The 20309-nt window shown below is 37.3% G+C and carries 19 protein-coding genes and 1 tRNA gene; 18 read left to right on the top strand and 2 right to left on the bottom strand.

Going from position 1 to position 20309, the window contains the following annotated elements; genetic code table 11:
- Positions 1–13: 13 nt before the first annotated feature.
- Positions 14–2236 carry a DUF7619 domain-containing protein gene (locus LZF87_RS04500; RefSeq protein WP_244342049.1) on the bottom strand — a complete coding sequence of 741 codons (2223 nt, stop codon included), beginning with the start codon at positions 2234–2236 and terminating at the stop codon, positions 14–16.
- Between the two features lie 202 nt (positions 2237–2438).
- Between LZF87_RS04500 and LZF87_RS04505 the strand changes: the two genes are divergently transcribed.
- Complete coding sequence (locus LZF87_RS04505) at positions 2439–3653, top strand: TCR/Tet family MFS transporter (protein WP_244342050.1); 1215 nt, start codon at positions 2439–2441, stop codon at positions 3651–3653.
- 1 nt (position 3654) lies between these two features.
- On the opposite strand, the gene LZF87_RS04510 is transcribed toward LZF87_RS04505, so the two are convergent.
- Entirely contained in the window at positions 3655–4092 is a 438-nt protein-coding gene (locus LZF87_RS04510) for a retropepsin-like aspartic protease (protein ID WP_244342051.1), read from the bottom strand.
- A gap of 129 nt (positions 4093–4221) precedes the next feature.
- Here LZF87_RS04510 and LZF87_RS04515 point away from each other — a divergent pair, with 129 nt between their 5' ends.
- From LZF87_RS04515 to LZF87_RS04595, 17 genes are all read left to right on the top strand, one after another.
- Entirely contained in the window at positions 4222–5001 is a 780-nt protein-coding gene (locus tag LZF87_RS04515) for a TatD family hydrolase (RefSeq protein WP_244342052.1), read from the top strand.
- A gap of 61 nt (positions 5002–5062) precedes the next feature.
- Positions 5063–6199 carry a 1-acyl-sn-glycerol-3-phosphate acyltransferase gene (locus tag LZF87_RS04520; RefSeq protein WP_244342053.1) on the top strand — a complete coding sequence of 379 codons (1137 nt, stop codon included), beginning with the start codon at positions 5063–5065 and terminating at the stop codon, positions 6197–6199.
- Entirely contained in the window at positions 6189–7217 is a 1029-nt protein-coding gene (locus LZF87_RS04525; protein WP_244342054.1) for an asparaginase, read from the top strand. Before LZF87_RS04520 ends, LZF87_RS04525 begins: the two co-directional genes overlap by 11 nt.
- 59 nt (positions 7218–7276) lie before the next feature.
- A tRNA-Ser gene (locus LZF87_RS04530) sits at positions 7277–7363 on the top strand.
- A gap of 250 nt (positions 7364–7613) precedes the next feature.
- A complete protein-coding gene (locus LZF87_RS04535; protein WP_244342055.1) occupies positions 7614–8867 on the top strand; it encodes a site-specific integrase in 1254 nt (417 codons plus the stop codon).
- 94 nt (positions 8868–8961) lie between these two features.
- On the top strand, positions 8962–9789 hold the full coding sequence (locus tag LZF87_RS04540; RefSeq protein WP_244342056.1) for an RteC domain-containing protein: 828 nt from the start codon (positions 8962–8964) through the stop codon (positions 9787–9789).
- Positions 9790–9913: 124 nt separating this feature from the next.
- Positions 9914–10219: a helix-turn-helix domain-containing protein gene (locus tag LZF87_RS04545; RefSeq protein ID WP_244342057.1), complete on the top strand. Its 306-nt coding sequence runs from the start codon at positions 9914–9916 to the stop codon at positions 10217–10219.
- Between the two features lie 11 nt (positions 10220–10230).
- The gene (locus LZF87_RS04550; RefSeq protein ID WP_244342058.1) at positions 10231–11037 is read left to right on the top strand and encodes a transcriptional regulator; all 807 of its coding nucleotides are present in this window, start codon (positions 10231–10233) and stop codon (positions 11035–11037) included.
- Positions 11021–11677, top strand: coding sequence for an ATP-binding protein (locus tag LZF87_RS04555; RefSeq protein WP_244342059.1), 657 nt, complete (start codon positions 11021–11023; stop codon positions 11675–11677). The genes LZF87_RS04550 and LZF87_RS04555 overlap by 17 nt, the downstream gene beginning before the upstream one ends.
- A gap of 109 nt (positions 11678–11786) precedes the next feature.
- Entirely contained in the window at positions 11787–13349 is a 1563-nt protein-coding gene (locus LZF87_RS04560; protein WP_244342060.1) for a type I restriction-modification system subunit M, read from the top strand.
- Entirely contained in the window at positions 13346–14509 is a 1164-nt protein-coding gene (locus tag LZF87_RS04565) for a restriction endonuclease subunit S (protein WP_244342061.1), read from the top strand. The genes LZF87_RS04560 and LZF87_RS04565 overlap by 4 nt, the downstream gene beginning before the upstream one ends.
- A gap of 1 nt (position 14510) precedes the next feature.
- Positions 14511–15809: a type I restriction endonuclease gene (locus tag LZF87_RS04570; RefSeq protein ID WP_345945645.1), complete on the top strand. Its 1299-nt coding sequence runs from the start codon at positions 14511–14513 to the stop codon at positions 15807–15809.
- Positions 15775–17673, top strand: coding sequence for a type I restriction endonuclease subunit R, EcoR124 family (locus tag LZF87_RS14755; protein WP_345945646.1), 1899 nt, complete (start codon positions 15775–15777; stop codon positions 17671–17673). Before LZF87_RS04570 ends, LZF87_RS14755 begins: the two co-directional genes overlap by 35 nt.
- Before the next feature lie 160 nt (positions 17674–17833).
- Positions 17834–18892, top strand: a complete 1059-nt coding sequence (locus LZF87_RS04580) for an endonuclease (RefSeq protein ID WP_244342062.1) — start codon at positions 17834–17836, stop codon at positions 18890–18892.
- The gene (locus tag LZF87_RS04585) at positions 18893–19360 is read left to right on the top strand and encodes a thermonuclease family protein (RefSeq protein WP_244342064.1); all 468 of its coding nucleotides are present in this window, start codon (positions 18893–18895) and stop codon (positions 19358–19360) included.
- Between the two features lie 2 nt (positions 19361–19362).
- Positions 19363–19581 carry a hypothetical protein gene (locus LZF87_RS04590; RefSeq protein ID WP_244342066.1) on the top strand — a complete coding sequence of 73 codons (219 nt, stop codon included), beginning with the start codon at positions 19363–19365 and terminating at the stop codon, positions 19579–19581.
- Between the two features lie 180 nt (positions 19582–19761).
- Complete coding sequence (locus LZF87_RS04595; RefSeq protein WP_244342068.1) at positions 19762–20301, top strand: hypothetical protein; 540 nt, start codon at positions 19762–19764, stop codon at positions 20299–20301.
- Positions 20302–20309 lie beyond the last annotated feature (8 nt).

Below are 20309 nucleotides of genomic sequence, written 5' to 3' on the forward strand. Positions count from 1 at the left end.
TTATGTTGTCAGATTATTGCTTAACGATCTTTATAACACTTTCACTATTGTCTGATTTTACTTTTGCGAAATAGATTCCGCTGCTCAAATCCGATAGATCAATAGTCGCTTCAGTAGTGTTGACTGATTTTGTTTGGATTGTTTTACCTAAAATGTCCGTAACAATCACGCTATTTATTAAAACTGAATTGTCCTTAGAGGAAAGGAAAACCAAACCTTTTGTCGGGTTAGGATAAACCAATAAGGATGTGCTTCCGAATTCCGAAACTGTCATGGTGCTGACAAACTCGGTTGTGTATGTATTGGTAACAATCGCCGGATTGAAATCGAAATAAATGGATGCCATATTCGGAATAATATCACCAATTAAATAACCCGGTTTTGGTTTGATCTTGAAAGTTACCTGTCCTTTTCCGTTAGGAAGCAAGTCGATTCCGTTTAAGTTCCAGTTCAGTGTGTTGCCAACTCTGTTTAAAGTGTAGGCGTGGCTCGCATTAATTATCTTCACGGAATTCTCATCTAATTTCGCATCAAGAATATCTGTTATTTTTACATTTTCTGCCGGATAGGTTCCTGTATTTTCGAACTGAATGGTATACGTCAGATAATCGTTGGGGCCGAACGTAGAATGCACGATTTTCCCTCCATGGCTTTCTGTCTTGTCATTCGGATCGTAGGAACCTACAATTGTTTGTGTTAGGCTGCTATTGTTGTTGGATAGCATTACATCATTTGCCGCGGTTATTGCGGCTGTGTTTGTGATCAGATTCCCTAAGCTAACTGTCGGAATAGTCGGAACCTGCATTGTCACGATGATCTGTCGTGTTTCATTTGGCAACAGGTTTGAGAAATCATATGTAAACCCTGTAGCTGTTGGGTTAGTCCCTGCTTGTGAAACATTCGTTATCGTTACCGTGTTGCTTTTGTTGAAAGTGACGGTTCCTGTAGCAATAGACTGATTACCTGTGTTTTTATATGCAATTCGATTTTGATAGGTGAAGCCTGGTCTTGGAGGTGTTCCAAAAGGAGAAACGGTAACCATAGCGTCCGAATAAGACAATTGTGTTATCGGGAAATTGTAAACAGTAATACCCGAGCCTGGGACAAAGTTAACATCGTTATACGAAGAAGGGGTAACGGTGTGATAGCTGCTGTAGTTGCTGTCAATCGTAAAACCAAAGTCATAGGAATTTGCAGGGTTGGATTCCTGAATGTAATACATGCCGTTTGAAGAGGTAATGGTAGTTGTCGCTCCGGTATTGTTTATCTGGTACGAGAACTGACCAAAATTGAAATTCGTCTCTCCCGAATCTTGTGTGCCGTTATTGTTGGTATCAACAAAAGCCTTCAATAAAAAACCCTCATTAGCTACAGTTACGGTAGCTGTTGCAGTCGAGCAGGTTGTGGGGTTTTGTACGGCGCAAATTCTATACGTTAAGGTGTGAACTCCTGGTGCTGTTCCGGGCAAAACGCTGATTGTACCGTTTGGATTGATTGTAAAACCGGAAGGTAACGTCAACGGAGTTAAAACCACATTGCCTATATTGTTCGGATTAATCGGGTAACCGTTCAGAAGGTCGTTTGACAATACGGATGAAGTATTGATTGTCGTATTGCTGGTTGGATAAACGGTCATCGTGTCATTATTGGCCGTAATGCTACTTCCTACATAGGTAGCGGTTGTTATCAAATTAGCGGAATCGGTTACGATAACCTGATAGGTTCCGGCTTGTCCATTAATCGTAAGGGTCTGATTGGTTGCGCCCTGAATTGGTGCTCCGTTAAGGCTCCATTGAAATGTGTAAGGTGGAGTTCCGCCAATAACCTGGGCAAAGAGGGAACTGGTAGGCGTGCCTTGAGCGGCATTAATTGTCGCGTTATACGAGCATGAGCCTGATATCGACGTCGTAGTAAAATAAACAGGTCCCCACCAAGGATCGAAAACGCCTGGGAAGCTGTTGGTTCTTGCATAGGATTTATAAGCGGTACAGGAATTTAATCCGGTAATTAAAACCGGGTTTGTATTGACGACAGTTCCTGTGCTGTTAGGTGTAGGCTCTGAAGCGCCTGCGGCTAAGATCAGAATCTCCCAATCGTGGCATGGACCACCTTCAAACATAGCAGACGTCTGTGTGATGTTGGTAACGTCAAAGGCACTTGGAGGCACGACCTGTCCAAAAGTGACGGATAAAGCGCTGATGAAAAGTAACAGCGTTAAAAAGTATTTTTTTGTCATATAAGAAAGGTTAGTGGTTGATTTTTCTATAAATAAAAATAAGAAATTATTTCATGTTAAGATTTTGTTTGTTAAGTTGTTGTAAAAATGCAACAATGATTTTTGTTTTTGTGATTCTAGTTCAAGCGCTTAAATTATATTTTAACGGCGACAACTGGTTTTCAGACAGGATTTTTGTAGGTTTACTTTTTTAAAACAGATTATGAAAGCGAATAAGAAATCGGCCGCGGTGGGCTTTATATTCATTACGATGCTGATTGATGTTATCGGTTGGGGGATTATCATACCGGTAATTCCGAAATTGATAGAAGAACTTATTCATGGGGATATCAGTGTGGCATCCCGTTACGGGGGTTGGCTTACTTTTGCCTATGCCATCACGCAGTTTTTATGTGCCCCGATGGTAGGGAATCTCAGCGATAAGTTCGGTCGTCGTCCCGTTATTTTGTTTTCCCTTTTCTTTTTTGCTTTGGATTACCTTTTGCTGGCTTTTGCACCGACTATCGCCTGGCTGTTTGTCGGAAGAATATTAGCCGGACTGACAGGTGCCAGCATCACCACGGCCACGGCCTATATTGCTGATGTGAGCGATGAAACCAATCGGGCCAAGAATTTTGGTATGGTTGGGGCTGCATTTGGATTAGGATTTATAATCGGGCCAGTTATTGGGGGTGTTTTGGGACAGTATGGCTCCCGTATTCCTTTTTACGCTGCGGCACTGCTTTGCCTGATTAATTTTTTATACGGTTATTTCATACTTCCGGAATCCTTGTCAAAAGAAAACAGGAGGGGTTTCAGCTGGAAAAGAGCCAATCCGGTCAGTGCACTGTTAAACCTGAAAAAATATCCGTCTTTAATCGGGTTGGTCATTGCGTTGGTATTGGTTTATATTGGTGGGCATGCGGTGCAGAGCAATTGGACTTATTTCACGATGTACCGCTTTAATTGGAACGAAAGGATGGTGGGGATCTCATTAGGAGTAATCGGTTTGCTTGTGGCAATCGTTCAGGGTGGACTGATCCGTTGGATAAATCCTAAATTAGGTAATAACAAAAGTATTTATTTCGGATTGTTCTTATATGCAGTGGGAATGTTTCTTTTTGCTTTTGCTTCACAAGGTTGGATGATGATGGTGTTCCTGATTCCTTATTGTTTTGGAGGTATTGCGGGTCCTGCATTGCAATCGGTGATTTCGTCTACCGTGCCGCCTTCGGAACAAGGAGGGATACAAGGGACATTGGCCAGTTTGATGAGTGCCACGTCTATCATCGGGCCTCCTTTGATGGCCAATACGTTTTATTTTTTCACGCACGACGAAGCGCCATTTAAATTTGCGGGTGCGCATTTTATTCTCGGCGGAATTTTGATGATTCTCAGTAGTGTTGTGGCTTACCGAACTCTGAAAAGCAAATTCTGAGTTATTTCAGATATACATAGTGATTGTAATAGTCAATGATGGCTTTCCCTTTCAGTAAAATGTCAGCGCCAATAATTCCGTGTACCGATTTTGCCTTGTATTGACGAAGCGCCAGGTTGACGTGACTCATATCGAAAATCACCAAGGAAAAATCTTTGTTTTTCCAATGGGACAGTTGTAATAAGTTATCAGTTGCCATTTGTGTGTACATTCCTGTGGCCCCGGCTCCGGCGGCTTTAGTCGGAGAATCTTTGGCAGTAATATTGAAATGTTCCACGCTTTCAAAACCAATGCAACTGTTGGAAGCGCCTGTGTCTAGTATAAAATCGCCTTCAACCCCGTTTATTTTTGCCTTGATTAAAAGGTGCTGGGTCTTGGAAACTTTAAACTTTATTTTTTTGTAACCTTTCTTTTTGAGTAGTTCGTGCAGATTTTCCATAACTCAAAAATAACCAAATAATTTTCTTCCCTTTAAAAGAAGTTATCCTTTTTGAAGTCGGCGGTCTTTAATTGTATAGTGTGAAACAATCTTCGTAATTTTGCATCCTGAATTATTCAAATCTGAATCTTGGAAACAAATTTAATTTTTACCGATACACATACCCATTTATATTCTGAAGAATTTGCGGAAGATCGTAACGAAATGATTGAGCGCGCCCTTGAAAAAGGTGTCAAACGATTTTTTATTCCGGCAATCGATTCGTCTTATACCCAAAAGATGTATGATCTGGAAAAGCAATATCCGGAAAATATTTTCCTGATGATGGGATTGCATCCGTGTTATGTAAAGGAGAATTATGAAACCGAATTGGCTTATGTGGAAGCGGAATTAGCCAAACGAAAATTTACGGCCATCGGTGAAATCGGGATTGACTTGTATTGGGATAAAACTACTTTGGATATTCAGAAAATCGCATTTCAGAAGCAGATTCAGTGGGCCAAAAAATACAAATTGCCTATAAATATCCATTGCCGCGATGCCTTCGACGAAATTTTTGAAGTACTGGAACTGGAAAAATCTCCGGAGCTGTTCGGTATTTTCCATTGTTTTTCAGGTACCTATGAACAGGCACTAAAGGCTATTTCCTATAATATGAAGTTAGGAATCGGCGGAGTGGTGACCTTTAAAAACGGAAAAATCGATCAGTTTTTGAATCAGATTGATATCAAGCACATTGTTTTGGAAACCGATTCTCCTTATTTGGCGCCAGTACCTTACCGAGGAAAACGCAACGAAAGCAGTTATGTGAAATTGGTCGCCGAAAAGCTTTCTGAAATTTATCAGTTGCCAATAGAAGAAATTGCACGGATCACAACTGAAAATTCCCGTGAAATTTTCGGGATTTAATAAAGAAATAAGATTTCATTCATAAAAATTTCGTTCTTTTGTGGATTGTAAAAAATAACTAATGCCAAAGTTCGACTCGATACGCCAGTTTTATGATAGCGAAGTAAATTCAGCTATTCAGGGTATAGCCCATCACCCCATGATGAAGGCTTTGATGAGCTTTACTTTTCCTGATGTGGAAGAATCAGTTTGGATGGAACAGTTAAAACGCATCCATTCGATTCGCGATTTTCAGGTCAACTTTATCTATCAGTCCATTCAGCGTGTTTTAGAGCGCAGTTCGGATGGTCTGACAACTTCCGGTTTCGAAAAATTAGATCCGAATACTTCTTATCTTTTTATATCCAATCACCGCGATATTATCTTAGATACTTCATTGCTTAATGTCAGTCTTTTTGATCACGGTTTGGTGATGACGGCTTCGGCAATCGGAGATAATTTGGTGCAGAAATCGTTCTTGCTGACGCTTTCCAAACTAAACAGGAACTTTTTAGTGAAAAGAGGATTGCCGCCACGTGAACTATTACATAGTTCAAAATTGATGTCGGAATTCATGTATCATTTGTTATCCAAAGAAAACCGCTCGGTGTGGATTGCCCAACGAGAAGGAAGAACGAAAGACGGGAATGATGCCACACATCAGGGCGTTTTGAAAATGTTGGGCATGGCTTCGGATGAACCAAATCTGATGGATTTTTTCAAGAAAATCAGAGTGGTTCCGGTATCGATTTCTTATGAATACGATCCAACTGATGCCTTAAAGATGCCTCAGATTATGGCAGAAGCCAATGATGAAACTTATATCAAAGAGAAAAACGAGGATTTTATCACGCTGATTAGCGGGATCATTGGTCAGAAGAAAAGAATCCACATTCATGTAGGCGACATTTTAGACAAGGAATTGGATAAAATTGCGGCTGAGAACGACAATAACAACAAGCAGATTCAGGCTCTTGCACAGGTAATCGACGATTCCATTTTGTCGACTTATAAACTATGGCCGACGAATTTTATCGCTTACGATCTGCTTCACAACGACAACCGATTTGAAAACCAGTATACGGAAAAAGAAAAACAACTTTTCGAACGCCGTCTGGAAATGCGTTTGGGGAGCGAAAAAGATGTACTTCGCGAAAGCTTCCTTGCCATGTATGCTAATCCGGTAGTTAATCAATTGAAATACCAAAATGTCGACTAAACCCAAAATTCTGTTGGTGTATACCGGTGGTACCATTGGAATGGTTAAAGATTCCGAAACCGGTGTGCTTAAGGCATTTAACTTCGACGAATTACTGCATAACATTCCGGAGTTACGATTGCTGGATTGTATTATTGAAACCTTTTCGTTTAACGAGCCCATTGATTCATCCAATATGAATCCCGAAAAATGGGTGGCTATTGCCGAAGCTATTCAGGAGAATTACGATGCATTTGACGGATTTGTGGTTTTGCATGGCTCAGATACCATGTCTTATTCCGCATCGGCATTGAGTTTTATGTTGGAGAATTTGGCCAAACCGGTCATCTTTACAGGCTCGCAGCTACCAATCGGAGATTTGCGTACCGATGCTAAAGAAAACCTGATTACGGCTATTCAAGTAGCTTCATTGCAAAATAAAAACAAGGCAGTCATTACCGAAGTTGGTCTGTACTTTGAATATAAATTATACCGTGGAAACCGCACGACCAAAATCAGCGCGGAACATTTTAATGCTTTTGCTTCACCTAATTATCCTGAATTAGCAGAATCAGGTGTTGATTTAAAAGTGAATAATGATTTGCTGCTTAAAAAAGGAGCAGGAAAGAAATTAAAAGTCAATAAAGGCTTTGATGATAATGTAGCGGTGGTAAAAATGTTTCCTGGGATTAACGAAAGTGTTTTAAATGCCATTCTGCAAATCCCAAATTTGAAAGGAGTAGTGCTGGAGACGTACGGCTCCGGGAATGCCCCTACAGAAGATTGGTTTATTTCCATCCTGAAAAAAGCTATAAAGAAAGGGCTTCACGTGGTTAATGTGACGCAATGTTCAGGCGGAAGCGTGAACATGGGTAAATACGAAACAGGAATGCATCTTAAAAAAATAGGCGTTATTTCGGGTCATGATATTACTACTGAAGCGGCTGTTACCAAACTTATGTATCTTTTGGGACAGAATGTTTCACAGTCAGTTTTTAAAACGATTTTCGAAACGTCCTTACGTGGTGAATTGACATAAAATATTTTTAATAAAGTTTCGAAATGACAAAATAAAATCGTTATTTCGCGTCAGAATTTAGAGAGGTGTCCGAGTGGTTGAAGGAGCAAGCCTGGAAAGTTTGTATATGGGTAACTGTATCGAGGGTTCGAATCCCTTCCTCTCTGCTAAATCAAAAGCAAATTATAACAAAACCCTGTAAATATAATGTTTACAGGGTTTTTTGTTTTTAGTCAAAACCCAAAATATTCAAATATTTTCAAATGAATAGTGCACTATTTAGTGCACTGGTTTTTTAACTTTGAAAGTGCACTAAATTTTTGTTCAGACCTTGTAAATTAAGCGGTTCAGTAAATGAACATCTTGTAAGGAATTGATTAACGATGTAAATTATTAATCAATAAAAAGGTTACCACCATGAACACACAAATCAAAGTACAATTCTATTTAAGAAAGTCAAAAATCAATGCAAACGGATTAATACCGGTTTATCAGAAAATCTTGATTAACAGAAAGCCATTTGATATTAGTACCGGCTTTTATGTTTTAGAATCTTCCTGGTCTAAGGAAACGAACAGAATTAAGCGGAACAATGAAGAAGCCCGAACAATAAATAAACACCTTGACAAATTAATTGAGAAAGTAAGTCTTACGGAAAGAGCACTTTTCTTAAAAGGGATAGACTTAACCTTTGAATCCTTCAAAATAGAATTTACTGGAAAAACTGAAAGAACCCGACAGTTAATCCCCATATTTCAGGACCACAATAAAAAATTAAAAGAACTGGTTGGAATAGAATATGCTGCCGGAACCCTTGAGCGGTACGAGACTTCACTTAAACACACACAGGACTTTTTAAAATGGAAATTCAACAAGCCCAATATCGGTATTGAACAAATAGACCATGCCTTTATTACCGATTACGAATTTTATTTGCGAAGTGAACGTAAATGCGCTAACAATACAGCGGTAAAGTACATCAAGAACTTTCACAAAATAATTAATATTTGTCTAGCCAATGGTTGGCTGACTAAAGATCCGTTTAGAAACTACAAATCAAAAGTCAAAGAAGTAGAAAGGGAATTTCTTTCAGAGCATGAACTTCAAGACATAATTGACAAAGGATTTGTTTCCGAGCGGCTTACCTTAGTCCGTGATATTTTTATATTCAGTTGTTTTACCGGACTGGCCTACATCGACGTAAAACAGCTTTCAAATAACAATCTGACAATCGGTATAGATGGCGACAAATGGCTGTTTAAAAACCGCCAGAAAACCGACACCACTTCAAAAATTCCTTTATTACCAACAGCTCAGGCAATACTTGAAAAATATAAAGATCATCCAGTATGTAAAAACGAAAACAAACTGCTTCCAATCCTAAGCAATCAGAAAATGAATGCCTATTTAAAAGAAATAGCAGACGTTTGCGGCATCAATAAAGATTTAACCTTCCACATTGCGCGCCACACCTTTGCAACAACAGTAACGCTTTCAAATGGCGTGCCTTTGGAAACGGTTAGTAAAATGTTAGGACATACAAATTTGAAAACAACCCAACATTACGCTAAAATATTAGATAAGAAAATAAGTCAGGACATGCAGTTTTTAAAGGAAAAATTTAAACTACAATCCACAGAAACAGTAAGTATTTCCGTTTCAACAAATTAAAATCAAATACTTACAAATCTTTATAAAATGTAAGAAAATACTATATTAATTGGTTTAAAATGGTTTATTTTGACATCAGAATAAACCATTTTTTATGCGCCAAAATTATCAAAACCTAATCGAAGACATTTTACAGAACTTAAAAAAGAGTTCTTCCAAAGACACCATCACAAACTGCCAAAACAAAATCCAATATTTGGAAACCGAAATTTCCACAATAAACGAATGGTTGCGGTACCATGACTTTGACAACGACCACGAAGAAATTGAATTCTTTAAAATTCATAAAACCAAGTTAACAGCAAATCTCCTCTATTACAAATACCTGATGGATATACAGGTAAAAATGACCACTTCTAAAAAGAAAAAACAAGATTATTTTCAAAAAACACTTGAAAAGTACATTCAAACTCCAAAAGGGTACAACAGGTTTTTAAAATATTACCGTAGCCATTCTACACACAGAGACCAAGAGTATTTTTTAAGAAGAAACAATAAATCTCATATTAATGAGCAATTTCAATTAGTATTCATTGATGAAAGGGTTACTACAAAAATGGAATGTACTTTGGCAATACTTTTAGCTAGAGAACAAATCATTTACTATTTGGAAACTGAACTTGACGTTTTAGAAAGCAAAACTGAAAATCTAAAAAAACAAACCATATCCGACTTGAAATGGACCGGCACCAACCTTGATTTAATTGAGCTCATTTACGCATTGCATCACAATAAAATCATTAACGGAGGTAAGAAAGAAGTAAAAGAAATTGCCAAAGTATTCGGAACTGCTTTTAACATTGATCTGGAAGACAACCTTTACCGATATTACATTGATATCAAACGCCGAAAAAAAGAAAAAACACCCTTTTTGCATTCTATGGCAGCCACATTAAACAAGGTAATCGAATCAGAACAATAAACACCAAAACCAGGTCTACGACTTGGTTTTTTTGTTAAAAAAACATACAACCTTCTTACAACTTGTAAATTAAAATCATTCAAAAGAAATTGTTTTGCAGCATTAATATTTAAAACAATACAAAATGAGTATCAATGCCAGAAAACTATTTCCCGATGTAGAAAACATCGAATTGTTAAATCATCAGGTTGTAAGTAAAAGAGATTTGCTTAATCTTTCAAACGTAATCATTTCAGAACTCAAAGAAATGATTTCCGAGAGAAAACCAACTCCCGAATGGCTCCGTTCTTCCGAGGTCCGCAAGCTCCTAAAAATTTCCCCGGGCACACTCCAGACATTACGCATCAACGGAACATTAAAGTACAACCGAGTAGGAGGAACCATCTATTACAAATACGAGGATATAGAAAAAATGTTAAGTCAAAATTAATACCTGACATTATGAACTACATCAAACATCTAACAGCCTATTTCGACCGCGTTTCGTCTGATCATTCACTAAATCCAACACACATCAGTCTTTACGTTGCTTTTTTTCAATTCTGGAACCTCAATCGGTTCCAGAATCCTATCAGTATCAACCGAGACGAAATCATGAGAATCAGTAAAATTTGTTCAAAAGCTACATATCATAAATGCGTCCGGGAGCTGCATGAAAAAGGGTATATCATTTACGAACCGTCCTACAATCCGTTTAAGGGAAGTATCGTCCACATGGTAAACTTATCCGAGCAATTAAAACCTTCTTTAAAGGCTAGAAAATCCGATACAAAAAATGAACAAGTTACTGAACAAGTACTGAACAAGCACTGTACAAGTAGTGGGACAGGTACTGAACAAGCGCTGGTATCTTCTATAAACTATATAAACATTACAAACAGTTTAAACGATGATGAACCCACAAAAACAATAAATGAGAATGAATTTTTAAAAAATGAAAAACCGGAGGAAGCCAAAAAAAAGTTGCGCGAAAAAAAAGGTACAAATCAGACAAACCAAATCCCGCCAACCTGGGAAGAACTCAACACCCATTTTAAACAACAAAACCAACCCGAGAGCGAAGCCCAAAAGTTTTTCAACTACTACAACAGTAACGGTTGGCTTGTAGGCGGAAAAACCAAAATGAGAAACTGGAAAGCTGCAGCCGCCAACTGGATGCTAAACAGCATCAAATATAAACAAAATGCTGCACCGCAACCAAACCAATTACACACCACAATACAAAAAAATTATGCCGAGCCTTTATAACATTTCCGAAACCTTTCAAATCGAAAACAATGTCAAGGTTTACAACCTGGACAAATGTTTCCACTACCTCGAAACCATAGGAAAACAAATCTACGGTCAAAGCTTCAAAATACATCCACAGGACAAGCCTATCATATACAAACTCCTCATTTATGCTATTCGCGACGAAAAAAACGCCTCAGAAAACGGAATCAACCTCAACAAAGGCATTTTATTATCCGGTCCTATTGGTTGCGGTAAAACGTCCATAATGCGCCTAATCAAACCTTTCTTGTATCTCAAAGACGATTACAAAATTAAAACCTGTCGGGAAATCTCTTTCGAGTTTGCCAAGAATGGTTTTGAAGCATTGCAGCCCTACACCCAAAAATCAAACATGCAATACAGGCTAACCGGCTTTTGTTTTGATGATCTTGGTGCCGAGCAGCAAATAAAACACTTCGGAAACGACTGTAACGTAATGGCCGAAATCCTGCTCAGTCGTTACGAAGAATTCATTACTAATCAATCCATAACCCACATAACCACAAACCTAAATGCTTCCGAAATAGAACAGCTTTATGGCAATCGTTTACGTTCTCGATTCCGTCAAATGTTTAACCTTTTAAGTTTCAGTCAAACATCAACAGACAAAAGATAATTACTTAAAAAATCACTCATTTTAGTGATTTTTTTTATGCTTTCAAAACCCTATATTTGGAAACCTTGAATAAAACAATTCAAAAACATATAAATATCACGTTACTATAATGAGCAGAGAACAAGAGCGCGACGAATTGCACAGAACCATTTGGCAAATTGCTAACGATTTAAGAGGAAGTGTAGATGGATGGGATTTCAAATCCTATGTTTTAGGAATATTGTTTTACCGCTTTATATCCGAAAATTTAACTAGCCATATCAATAAAGCCGAATGGGAAACAGGCAATAAAGATTTCGACTTTGCAAAACTTACTGATGCAGATGCAGAGTTTGGTCGTAAAGATACCGTTGCTGAAAAAGGCTTTTATATTTTGCCTTCTGAATTGTTTCAAAACGTTCAGAAAAACGCGGAGTACAATAAAGACCTTAACGTACAATTACACTCCATTTTTAAAGATATAGAAGCTTCAGCAAAAGGCACCGATAGCGAACCCGATTTAGCCGGGCTTTTCGATGATGTAGATGTAAACAGTAACAAACTAGGTGGAACCGTTGAACAAAGAAACACCCGCTTAGTAAAAATTCTAAACGCAATTGCAGGTCTTAAATTAGGCAATTACCAAGACAACAACATTGATGCTTTTGGTGATGCGTACGAATATTTAATGACCATGTATGCCAGCAACGCAGGAAAATCAGGAGGAGAATTTTTCACGCCTCAGGAAGTTTCCGAATTATTGGCCGAAATTACCGTAGTCGGAAAAACACAAGTAAACAAAGTATATGATCCCGCTTGTGGTTCGGGTTCTTTGTTGTTGAAGTTTGCCAAAGTCTTAGGTAAAGAAAATGTACGACAAGGATTTTACGGACAGGAAGTAAACATTACGACTTACAACCTTTGTCGTATCAACATGTTTTTACACGACATCAATTTCGAAAAATTCAATATCACCCATGGTGATACTTTAACCGACCCGATGCATTGGGACGACGAACCATTTGATGCCATCGTTTCCAATCCTCCGTATTCAATCAAATGGGAAGGTGATGCGAACCCATTGTTAATTAACGACCCTCGTTTTTCACCGGCAGGAGTTTTAGCACCCAAATCAAAAGCTGATTTAGCGTTTACAATGCACATGTTGTCATGGTTAGCAACATCCGGAACGGCTGCCATTGTAGAATTCCCTGGAGTACTATACCGTGGTGGTGCCGAACAAAAAATCCGGAAATACCTTATCAATGAAAATTATGTTGATACTGTAATACAACTACCACCCGATTTATTCTTCGGGACAACAATTGCCACCTGCATTATTGTATTGAAGAAAAGTAAAAGCGACAACGCCACTCTGTTTATAGATGCCTCTGCCGAGTTTGTACGCAGCGGAAACAAAAACAAATTATCCGATTCACAACGTAAGAAAATCTTAAACGCTTTTATAGAGCGAAAAGATGTTCCGCATTTTGCCAAACTGGTAAAAAACAGCGACATAGCGGAGAACGACTATAACATTGCCGTTAGCAGCTATGTGGAACAGGAAAATACTCAGGTGGAAACAGATATTGTAATTCTGAATCAACACATTAAAGAAATTGTTGCCAGACAAAAAGAATTGCGCAAAGCTATTGATGCCATTGTTAACGATTTAGAAGCAGTAACGGTATGAGTAAAATAGACGAATTAATTGAGCAGTATTGTCCGAATGGTGTTGTATATAAAGAACTAATAGAGGTAGCAGATATAGGTACTGGCAATAGAAATGGAAATGAAGGAATTGAAGGTGGAAAATATCCTTTGTATGTTAGATCAAAAAATATAAAAACATTAGATTCTTTTGATTTTGATGAAGAAGCAATAATTATACCAGGAGAAGGTGGTATTGGTGAAATATTCCATTACATAAACGGTAAATATGCATTACATCAAAGAGCATATAGAATTCATATTAATTTAAATGATATTTCTGTAAAATTCATTTATTACTTTATGAGGACTAGTTTCAAGAGCTTTATTAATAAAGTGGCTGTTAATGCAACTGTTTCATCAATCAGAAAGCCAATGATTGAAAAATTCCCCATCCCCATCCCACCCTTACCAATCCAAGAAGAAATAGTCAATATTCTCGACAAATTCACACAGCTGGAGGCGGAGCTGGAGGCGGAGCTGGAGGCGCGTACGCGCCAATATGAGTTTTATCGCAACCAACTACTAGCATTTGAAGACAAAGAAGTAGCTTGGAAAACATTAGGTGATATTGGTGAATTTATAAGAGGTAAAAGATTTGTGCGAACGGATATGATTGAAGAAGGGACACCTTGTATTCATTATGGAGAAATGTACACACATTACAATATTTTCGCTAAAAAATCTAAATCATTTGTAAGTCCAGAACTAGCAAAAAAATTAAGAGTGGCTAATTATGGCGATGTGGTTATTGTTGCTGCCGGAGAAACAGTAGAGGATATTGGAAAAGGAACTGCTTGGCTTGGTGAAGAAGATGTTGTTATTCACGATGCATGTTTTGCTTATAAAAGCGAACTAAATCCAAAGTATGTATCCTATTTTTTGAGGACGAAACTTTTTCACAATCAAATTAAAAGACATATTTCATCGGGTAAAATATCTGCTATAAATGCTAAAGGACTTGCTCAGGCAAAAATTCCAGTTCCACCATTAAAAGAACAAGAACGAATAGTGAAAATCTTAGATCAGTTTGATGCATTGGTCAATGATATATCGGTAGGTTTACCTGCGGAGATAAAAGCACGAAGACAGCAATATGAATATTATCGTAGCAAACTATTAACTTTCAAAAACGTTAATTAGTATGAGCCAATACAATGTAATAGCAGAAAATACCGAAAGTACTGTAGTCGCAGCGTACGAATCAGAAATTAAAAAAGAAGCATCGTACCAATCCGAAGCAGAATTGGAAAAAGCGTTTATAGCCTTGCTAAAAAAACAAGCCTATGAGTTTCTTCCAATTACTACCGAATCAGATTTGGTAAATAATCTTCGGGTACAATTAGAGAAACTTAATTCATATCGGTTTACCGATAAGGAATGGAAGGATTTTTTCAATCTTAAAATCGCCAATCCAAACAGCGGTATCGAAGAAAAGACTACGCTCATTCAGGAAGATTATATCCAGCTATTACATTGTGAAGATGGCTCAGTAAAAAACATACGATTAATCGATAAACAGAATATTCATAACAACCAACTTCAGGTAATCAACCAATACGAAACCGAAGACGGTAAACGAGCCAATCGATACGATGTTACAGTACTCGTAAACGGATTGCCTTTGGTACATATTGAGTTAAAAAAACGTGGAGTAAGTTTGCAGGAAGCATTCAATCAAATCAACCGTTACAACCGGGAATCTTTTTGGGCAGGCAGTGGTTTGTTTGAGTATGTACAATTGTTTGTAATCTCCAATGGGACATTAACCAAATATTACAGCAATACAACTCGTTTTTCACACATCAAAGAAAAGGAGAAAGAAAGCAGCAGTAATAAGAAAAAAACCAGTAACAGTTATGAGTTTACTTCATGGTGGGCCGATGCTAACAATAAAGCTATTTTAGACTTAATGGATTTTGGTAAAACATTTTTTGCCAAACATTCTTTACTGAATATCTTAACCAAGTACAGTGTATTTACCTCAGATAAATTGCTGTTGGTAATGCGTCCTTACCAGATTGTGGCCACCGAAAGAGTTTTGACCAAAATAAACGCATCATACAATTACAAAAAATACGGTAGTATCGATGCCGGAGGTTATATATGGCACACAACCGGAAGCGGCAAAACCTTAACTTCCTTTAAAACGGCACAATTAGCCAGCAAATTAGACTTTATAGACAAAGTAATTTTTGTTGTAGACCGAAAGGATTTGGACTACCAAACCATGAAGGAATATGATAAGTTTGAAAAAGGAGCAGCCAACAGTAATACCAATACAGCTGTATTGAAAAAACAATTGGACGATCCAAATTCCAAAATTATTATTACAACCATTCAAAAGCTGTCTATTTTAATCAAAAAACAAAAAAAACCATTCCATATACAGCAAAGAGGTAGTTTTTATTTTCGACGAGTGTCACCGTTCACAATTTGGTGATATGCACGAAGCCATTACAGATACATTTAAAAAATATTTCCTTTTCGGGTTTACCGGAACGCCCATTTTTGCAATCAACTCTAGCAGTGGCGGAAAAGCACACCTTAAAACTACTGTTCAGGCCTTTGGTTGTTACAAGCATGGTGAGGTTGCAAATTGCCCGGAAGAAAAACATCAAACTGCAATTCACACCTACACTATTGTAGATGCAATTGCAGATAAAAACGTATTGCCTTTCCGTGTGGATTATATCCGCACAATGCGAGAAAAAGACAATATTAACGATGAAAAAGTACGCGATATAGACCGCGAAAAAGCCTTTATGGCTCCCGAAAGAATTCATAATAATGTAGAATATATTTTAAAACATTTCAGTCAGAAAACAAGTCGAAACAGCAAGCCTTACATGATGACGGCTTTGTCGAATGTATTTGAAGTGGCCTCAGCAAAAGACCGCAATAAAATTGAAGAAGTTAAAAACAAAATACGATTAAGCGGTTTCAATTCCATCTTTGCAGTAGCTTCTATTGATGCGGCAAAATTATACTATAACGAGTTTAAAAAGCAGCAAAAAGATATTCCGGAATTAGCACGGTTAAAAGTTGCCACCATATTCAGTTTCGGACAAAATGACGAGGAAGAAGATGGGGTAGAGGATGAAAACTCCGAATCAACCGAAGGACTAAATGCAAGCGACAGAGATTTTCTGGATCAGGCCATACTGGATTATAATGTAAATTTTAAAACCAATTACGATACCTCTCCCGAAAAATTTCAGAATTTCTACAAAGACATTTCATTGCGAATGAAAAACAGAGAAATCGATTTGCTGATTGTCGTAAATATGTTCCTAACTGGATTTGATGCCACTACATTAAATACGCTTTGGGTAGATAAAAATTTAAGAATGCACGGATTATTACAAGCCTACTCCAGAACAAACCGAATCCTGAATTCTATTAAAACGTTTGGGAATATTATTTGTTTCCGTAATTTGGAAAAAGCTACTAATGATTGTTTAGCGTTATTCGGAAATAAAGAAGCCGGTGGTATTGTATTACTTAAAACCTATGACGAATATTATAATGGTTATCATGATGGCAAAAAAGTAGTTCCGGGCTATTATGAATTAGTTCACGAGTTATTGGAAAAATTCCCAATTGGTCAATTAATCCTAGGTGAAGAAAACAAAAAGACGTTTATTCGATTGTATGGTGCTATTCTGAAATTACTAAACATTCTTCGTTCATTTGATGAGTTTGCGGGTAATGAAATATTGAGTGAACGAGAGTTCCAGGATTACCATAGTATGTATATTGAACTATACAACGAGTTCAGAAATTTTGGAAAAGGCGATAGCGAAAACGTAAACGACGACATTGTTTTTGAAATGGAGTTAATCAAACAGGTTGAAATCAATATTGATTATATCCTGATGCTAATTCGCAAATACAAAGACAGTAATTTGGCAGATAAAGAAGTAATCGTAAGTATCAACAAAGCAATAGACTCAAGTATTGATTTGCGTAATAAAAAGGAACTAATTGAAAAGTTCGTAGCCTCATTAACACCATCGTCAGACATAGAAGACGAATGGAACCAATACGTTAAAGAACAAAAGAAAGCCGAATTAGAACAAATTATTTCAGAGGAAAACCTAAAACCGGAAGAAACAGTAAATTTTATAAATAACTCGTTCAAAAACGGCGAAATCCAAGCAGCAGGAACAGCCTTTGCTTCTATTTTACCACCGGTTTCGCGTTTTTCACCAACCGGCGACAGAACACTAAAAAAAGAAACCGTTTTAGAGAAATTAAAAAAATACTTTGATAGGTTTTTTGATATATCAAATGGAGAAATTTAATGGCAAACTTTTACTTTGATTGTTAATATTAAAGCCAGTTCCCATGAACTGGCTTTTATTTTTTGTACTCGTAAATTATCAATCTGCTACAATTTGTATGAAATCACATTATTCTCTAGATATAGTCCTTAAATTTGAAAAACATTAAACAATAAAAGCCATGACAAAAAAACTACTTTTTCTACTACTAGCCCCACTTACAGGAATAGCACAAATACCAAGCTATTATTCATCAATAAATTTTTCCCAAACAGGGAACAACCTAAAAAACCAGTTAACCACCCTGATTACAAATACCCATACGACAGAACTCCCGTATACTTCCAGCACTTCAACAGATACCTGGGATGCACTCAAGCAAACCGATTTAAACCCAAACAACACCCAAAACGTTTTACTTTTTTACGGTTGGAATGACACAGATACAGAAGTAAATAACGACTATAGCCGAAATAAAGACCTTTCCTGTCATACTTCGAGTTGCAGCGGTTTATGGGTGCGTGAACACGTTTACCCGCGTTCACTGGGTACGCCCAATTTAGATTTTGTTGGAGCCGGTAGCGATGCCCACAACCTACGTTCCATTGACAGCGACCGTAATAATGCAAGAAGCAACAGGATATTCGAGGAAGGTTCCGGTATACAAATGTCTTACCAAACACTCTCCGGTAACTGGTATCCCGGTAACGATTGGAAAGGCGATGTCGCACGAATAATCATGTACATGTACGTGCGTTATCCTTCACAATGTCTAGCCTCTGCGGTCGGTGCTGGTAGCTCCTCATTCTCACCATTTGGTGATATGCCAAACGTATTCTTGGAATGGAACGCACAGGATCCCGTTTCACAATATGAAAGAAACCGTAACAATATTTTACAAAACCTACAAGGTAACCGAAACCCGTTTATCGACAACCCCTATATTGCAACTTTAATATGGAACGGACCTGCGGCAACCGACACATGGGGTGCATTGTCTACAAACGAAATCAATTTGGTTAATGTAACTTTATATCCAACGATAACTGCCGAATATGTCAACATTGCCAATCCGGAAAACAAAACGTACAGTTACACAATAGAAAACATTTTCGGACAAACCTTAACAAAAAATACGACCACCGATAAAATAGATCTTTCCCTATACAACACAGGTCTTTATTTTATTACAATACAGTCAGATAATCGCTTTAAAACAATAAAAGTAATCCGAAAATAAATGAAAAAAACATTCCTTCTCCTTACACTTCTATTCTGCTGCTTTTTCAGTTATAGCCAAACCTATTTCACCGGAAAAGTAATTGCCATTAAAGACGGTGACACAGTCGTAGTATTAGACAGCCTAAACAAGCAAACTACCTTACGTTTGGCCGAAATCGATTGCCCGGAAAAAAACCAACCCTTCGGCACCAAAGCGAAACAGTTTACCTCACAGGAAATTTTTTCAAAAACAATTCGCTACAAGGTTTATGATGTGGACCGGTATGGCCGCACCGTGGCGCAAGTATATTATGATGATAACAAATACTTATCTGCAGAAATCATTAAACATGGTATGGGTTGGCATTATAAAAAATATTCAACCTCAAAAGAATTGGCGCAACTCGAAATTACGGCGAGAAAAAACAAAACCGGTCTTTGGATAGATACCAACCCAATAGAACCTTCCCAATGGCGAAAAAAATGAAAATGCAGGATTTTTTATGCTTATCTGAAGAAATACAAAACGATACCGTCTGGAATACAGCAAAGTTTTTAGAATCATATGAAGACGATAAATACCGATACAATCTGTACGCTTTAAGCGACTTCTTTATTGAAATCAAATACGACATCATCAGAAATACTATTCTGGAAAGAATAGCATTCAAACATGTCGAACTGCTTGATAAATACCTGTTCAAATAGTAAATACTTGCTATAGCTACACAAAAACCTTCTTTGTTAGGGTAGCCCTTAAACTGATCCTGCGGTTTGCTTCCTAGTCTGCCCAGTGCTTTGTCGGAGGGTTAATAACTATTTTAGTCAATTTTGTATTAATTTGGTTTATCTCTTTCTAACTTTGTAGATATCTAAACGTAAATTCTAATGGAAGATTTCGAGGCTATAATTGTTGGAAAACACAATTTAAATATTGCAAATGTCGAGGCATTAGCAAAAGATATTGCGCACAGATTAAACATCAATATTGAATACGGTTTCCATGATAACGGCTTTCGCGAAACAGGTAAAATAATAAACCACCCTAATGAAGTTGTATATCGTTTAACAGACCAAAAAAACATTAACCAACAATGCAATTATGTTTTGGAATTAGGTGATGAGGCTAAAATAATTTATCAGGAAATAATATCATTACAATTACCGCGAACTGAGGACTACCGTACATTAATCAAGCTGCATAAAAACTATGATAATGGATTAGCACATTTCGAGTACTTTGCCATTTATTTTGAAGAATTAAAGAAATTAGGAGCTGCTAAGATCTATGTTATTGACACTTCTAATACTTCCGCTACAGACATCGATTTTGGTGATGAAATCAAATATACCTGGGAAGAATACACAAATCTTGTGAAAGCAAATTGCAACTATTTCCTAGAGCCAAAACACCTAATCAGTTTGTAAAATCAATT

The organism is Flavobacterium enshiense (assembly GCF_022836875.1).
Lineage (GTDB): Bacteria > Bacteroidota > Bacteroidia > Flavobacteriales > Flavobacteriaceae > Flavobacterium > Flavobacterium enshiense_A.

Excerpts from the sequence above, each read along its gene's own strand:
- LZF87_RS04500 (WP_244342049.1), bottom strand. The coding sequence starts at position 2,236 with ATGACAAAAAAATACTTTTTAACGCTGTTACTTTTCATCAGCGCTTTA.
- LZF87_RS04505 (WP_244342050.1), top strand. The coding sequence starts at position 2,439 with ATGAAAGCGAATAAGAAATCGGCCGCGGTGGGCTTTATATTCATTACG.
- LZF87_RS04510 (WP_244342051.1), bottom strand. The coding sequence starts at position 4,092 with ATGGAAAATCTGCACGAACTACTCAAAAAGAAAGGTTACAAAAAAATA.
- LZF87_RS04520 (WP_244342053.1), top strand. The coding sequence starts at position 5,063 with ATGCCAAAGTTCGACTCGATACGCCAGTTTTATGATAGCGAAGTAAAT.
- LZF87_RS04525 (WP_244342054.1), top strand. The coding sequence starts at position 6,189 with ATGTCGACTAAACCCAAAATTCTGTTGGTGTATACCGGTGGTACCATT.
- LZF87_RS04535 (WP_244342055.1), top strand. The coding sequence starts at position 7,614 with ATGAACACACAAATCAAAGTACAATTCTATTTAAGAAAGTCAAAAATC.
- LZF87_RS04540 (WP_244342056.1), top strand. The coding sequence starts at position 8,962 with ATGCGCCAAAATTATCAAAACCTAATCGAAGACATTTTACAGAACTTA.
- LZF87_RS04545 (WP_244342057.1), top strand. The coding sequence starts at position 9,914 with ATGAGTATCAATGCCAGAAAACTATTTCCCGATGTAGAAAACATCGAA.
- LZF87_RS04550 (WP_244342058.1), top strand. The coding sequence starts at position 10,231 with ATGAACTACATCAAACATCTAACAGCCTATTTCGACCGCGTTTCGTCT.
- LZF87_RS04555 (WP_244342059.1), top strand. The coding sequence starts at position 11,021 with ATGCCGAGCCTTTATAACATTTCCGAAACCTTTCAAATCGAAAACAAT.
- LZF87_RS04560 (WP_244342060.1), top strand. The coding sequence starts at position 11,787 with ATGAGCAGAGAACAAGAGCGCGACGAATTGCACAGAACCATTTGGCAA.
- LZF87_RS04565 (WP_244342061.1), top strand. The coding sequence starts at position 13,346 with ATGAGTAAAATAGACGAATTAATTGAGCAGTATTGTCCGAATGGTGTT.
- LZF87_RS04570 (WP_345945645.1), top strand. The coding sequence starts at position 14,511 with ATGAGCCAATACAATGTAATAGCAGAAAATACCGAAAGTACTGTAGTC.
- LZF87_RS04580 (WP_244342062.1), top strand. The coding sequence starts at position 17,834 with ATGACAAAAAAACTACTTTTTCTACTACTAGCCCCACTTACAGGAATA.
- LZF87_RS04585 (WP_244342064.1), top strand. The coding sequence starts at position 18,893 with ATGAAAAAAACATTCCTTCTCCTTACACTTCTATTCTGCTGCTTTTTC.
- LZF87_RS04590 (WP_244342066.1), top strand. The coding sequence starts at position 19,363 with ATGCAGGATTTTTTATGCTTATCTGAAGAAATACAAAACGATACCGTC.
- LZF87_RS04595 (WP_244342068.1), top strand. The coding sequence starts at position 19,762 with ATGGAAGATTTCGAGGCTATAATTGTTGGAAAACACAATTTAAATATT.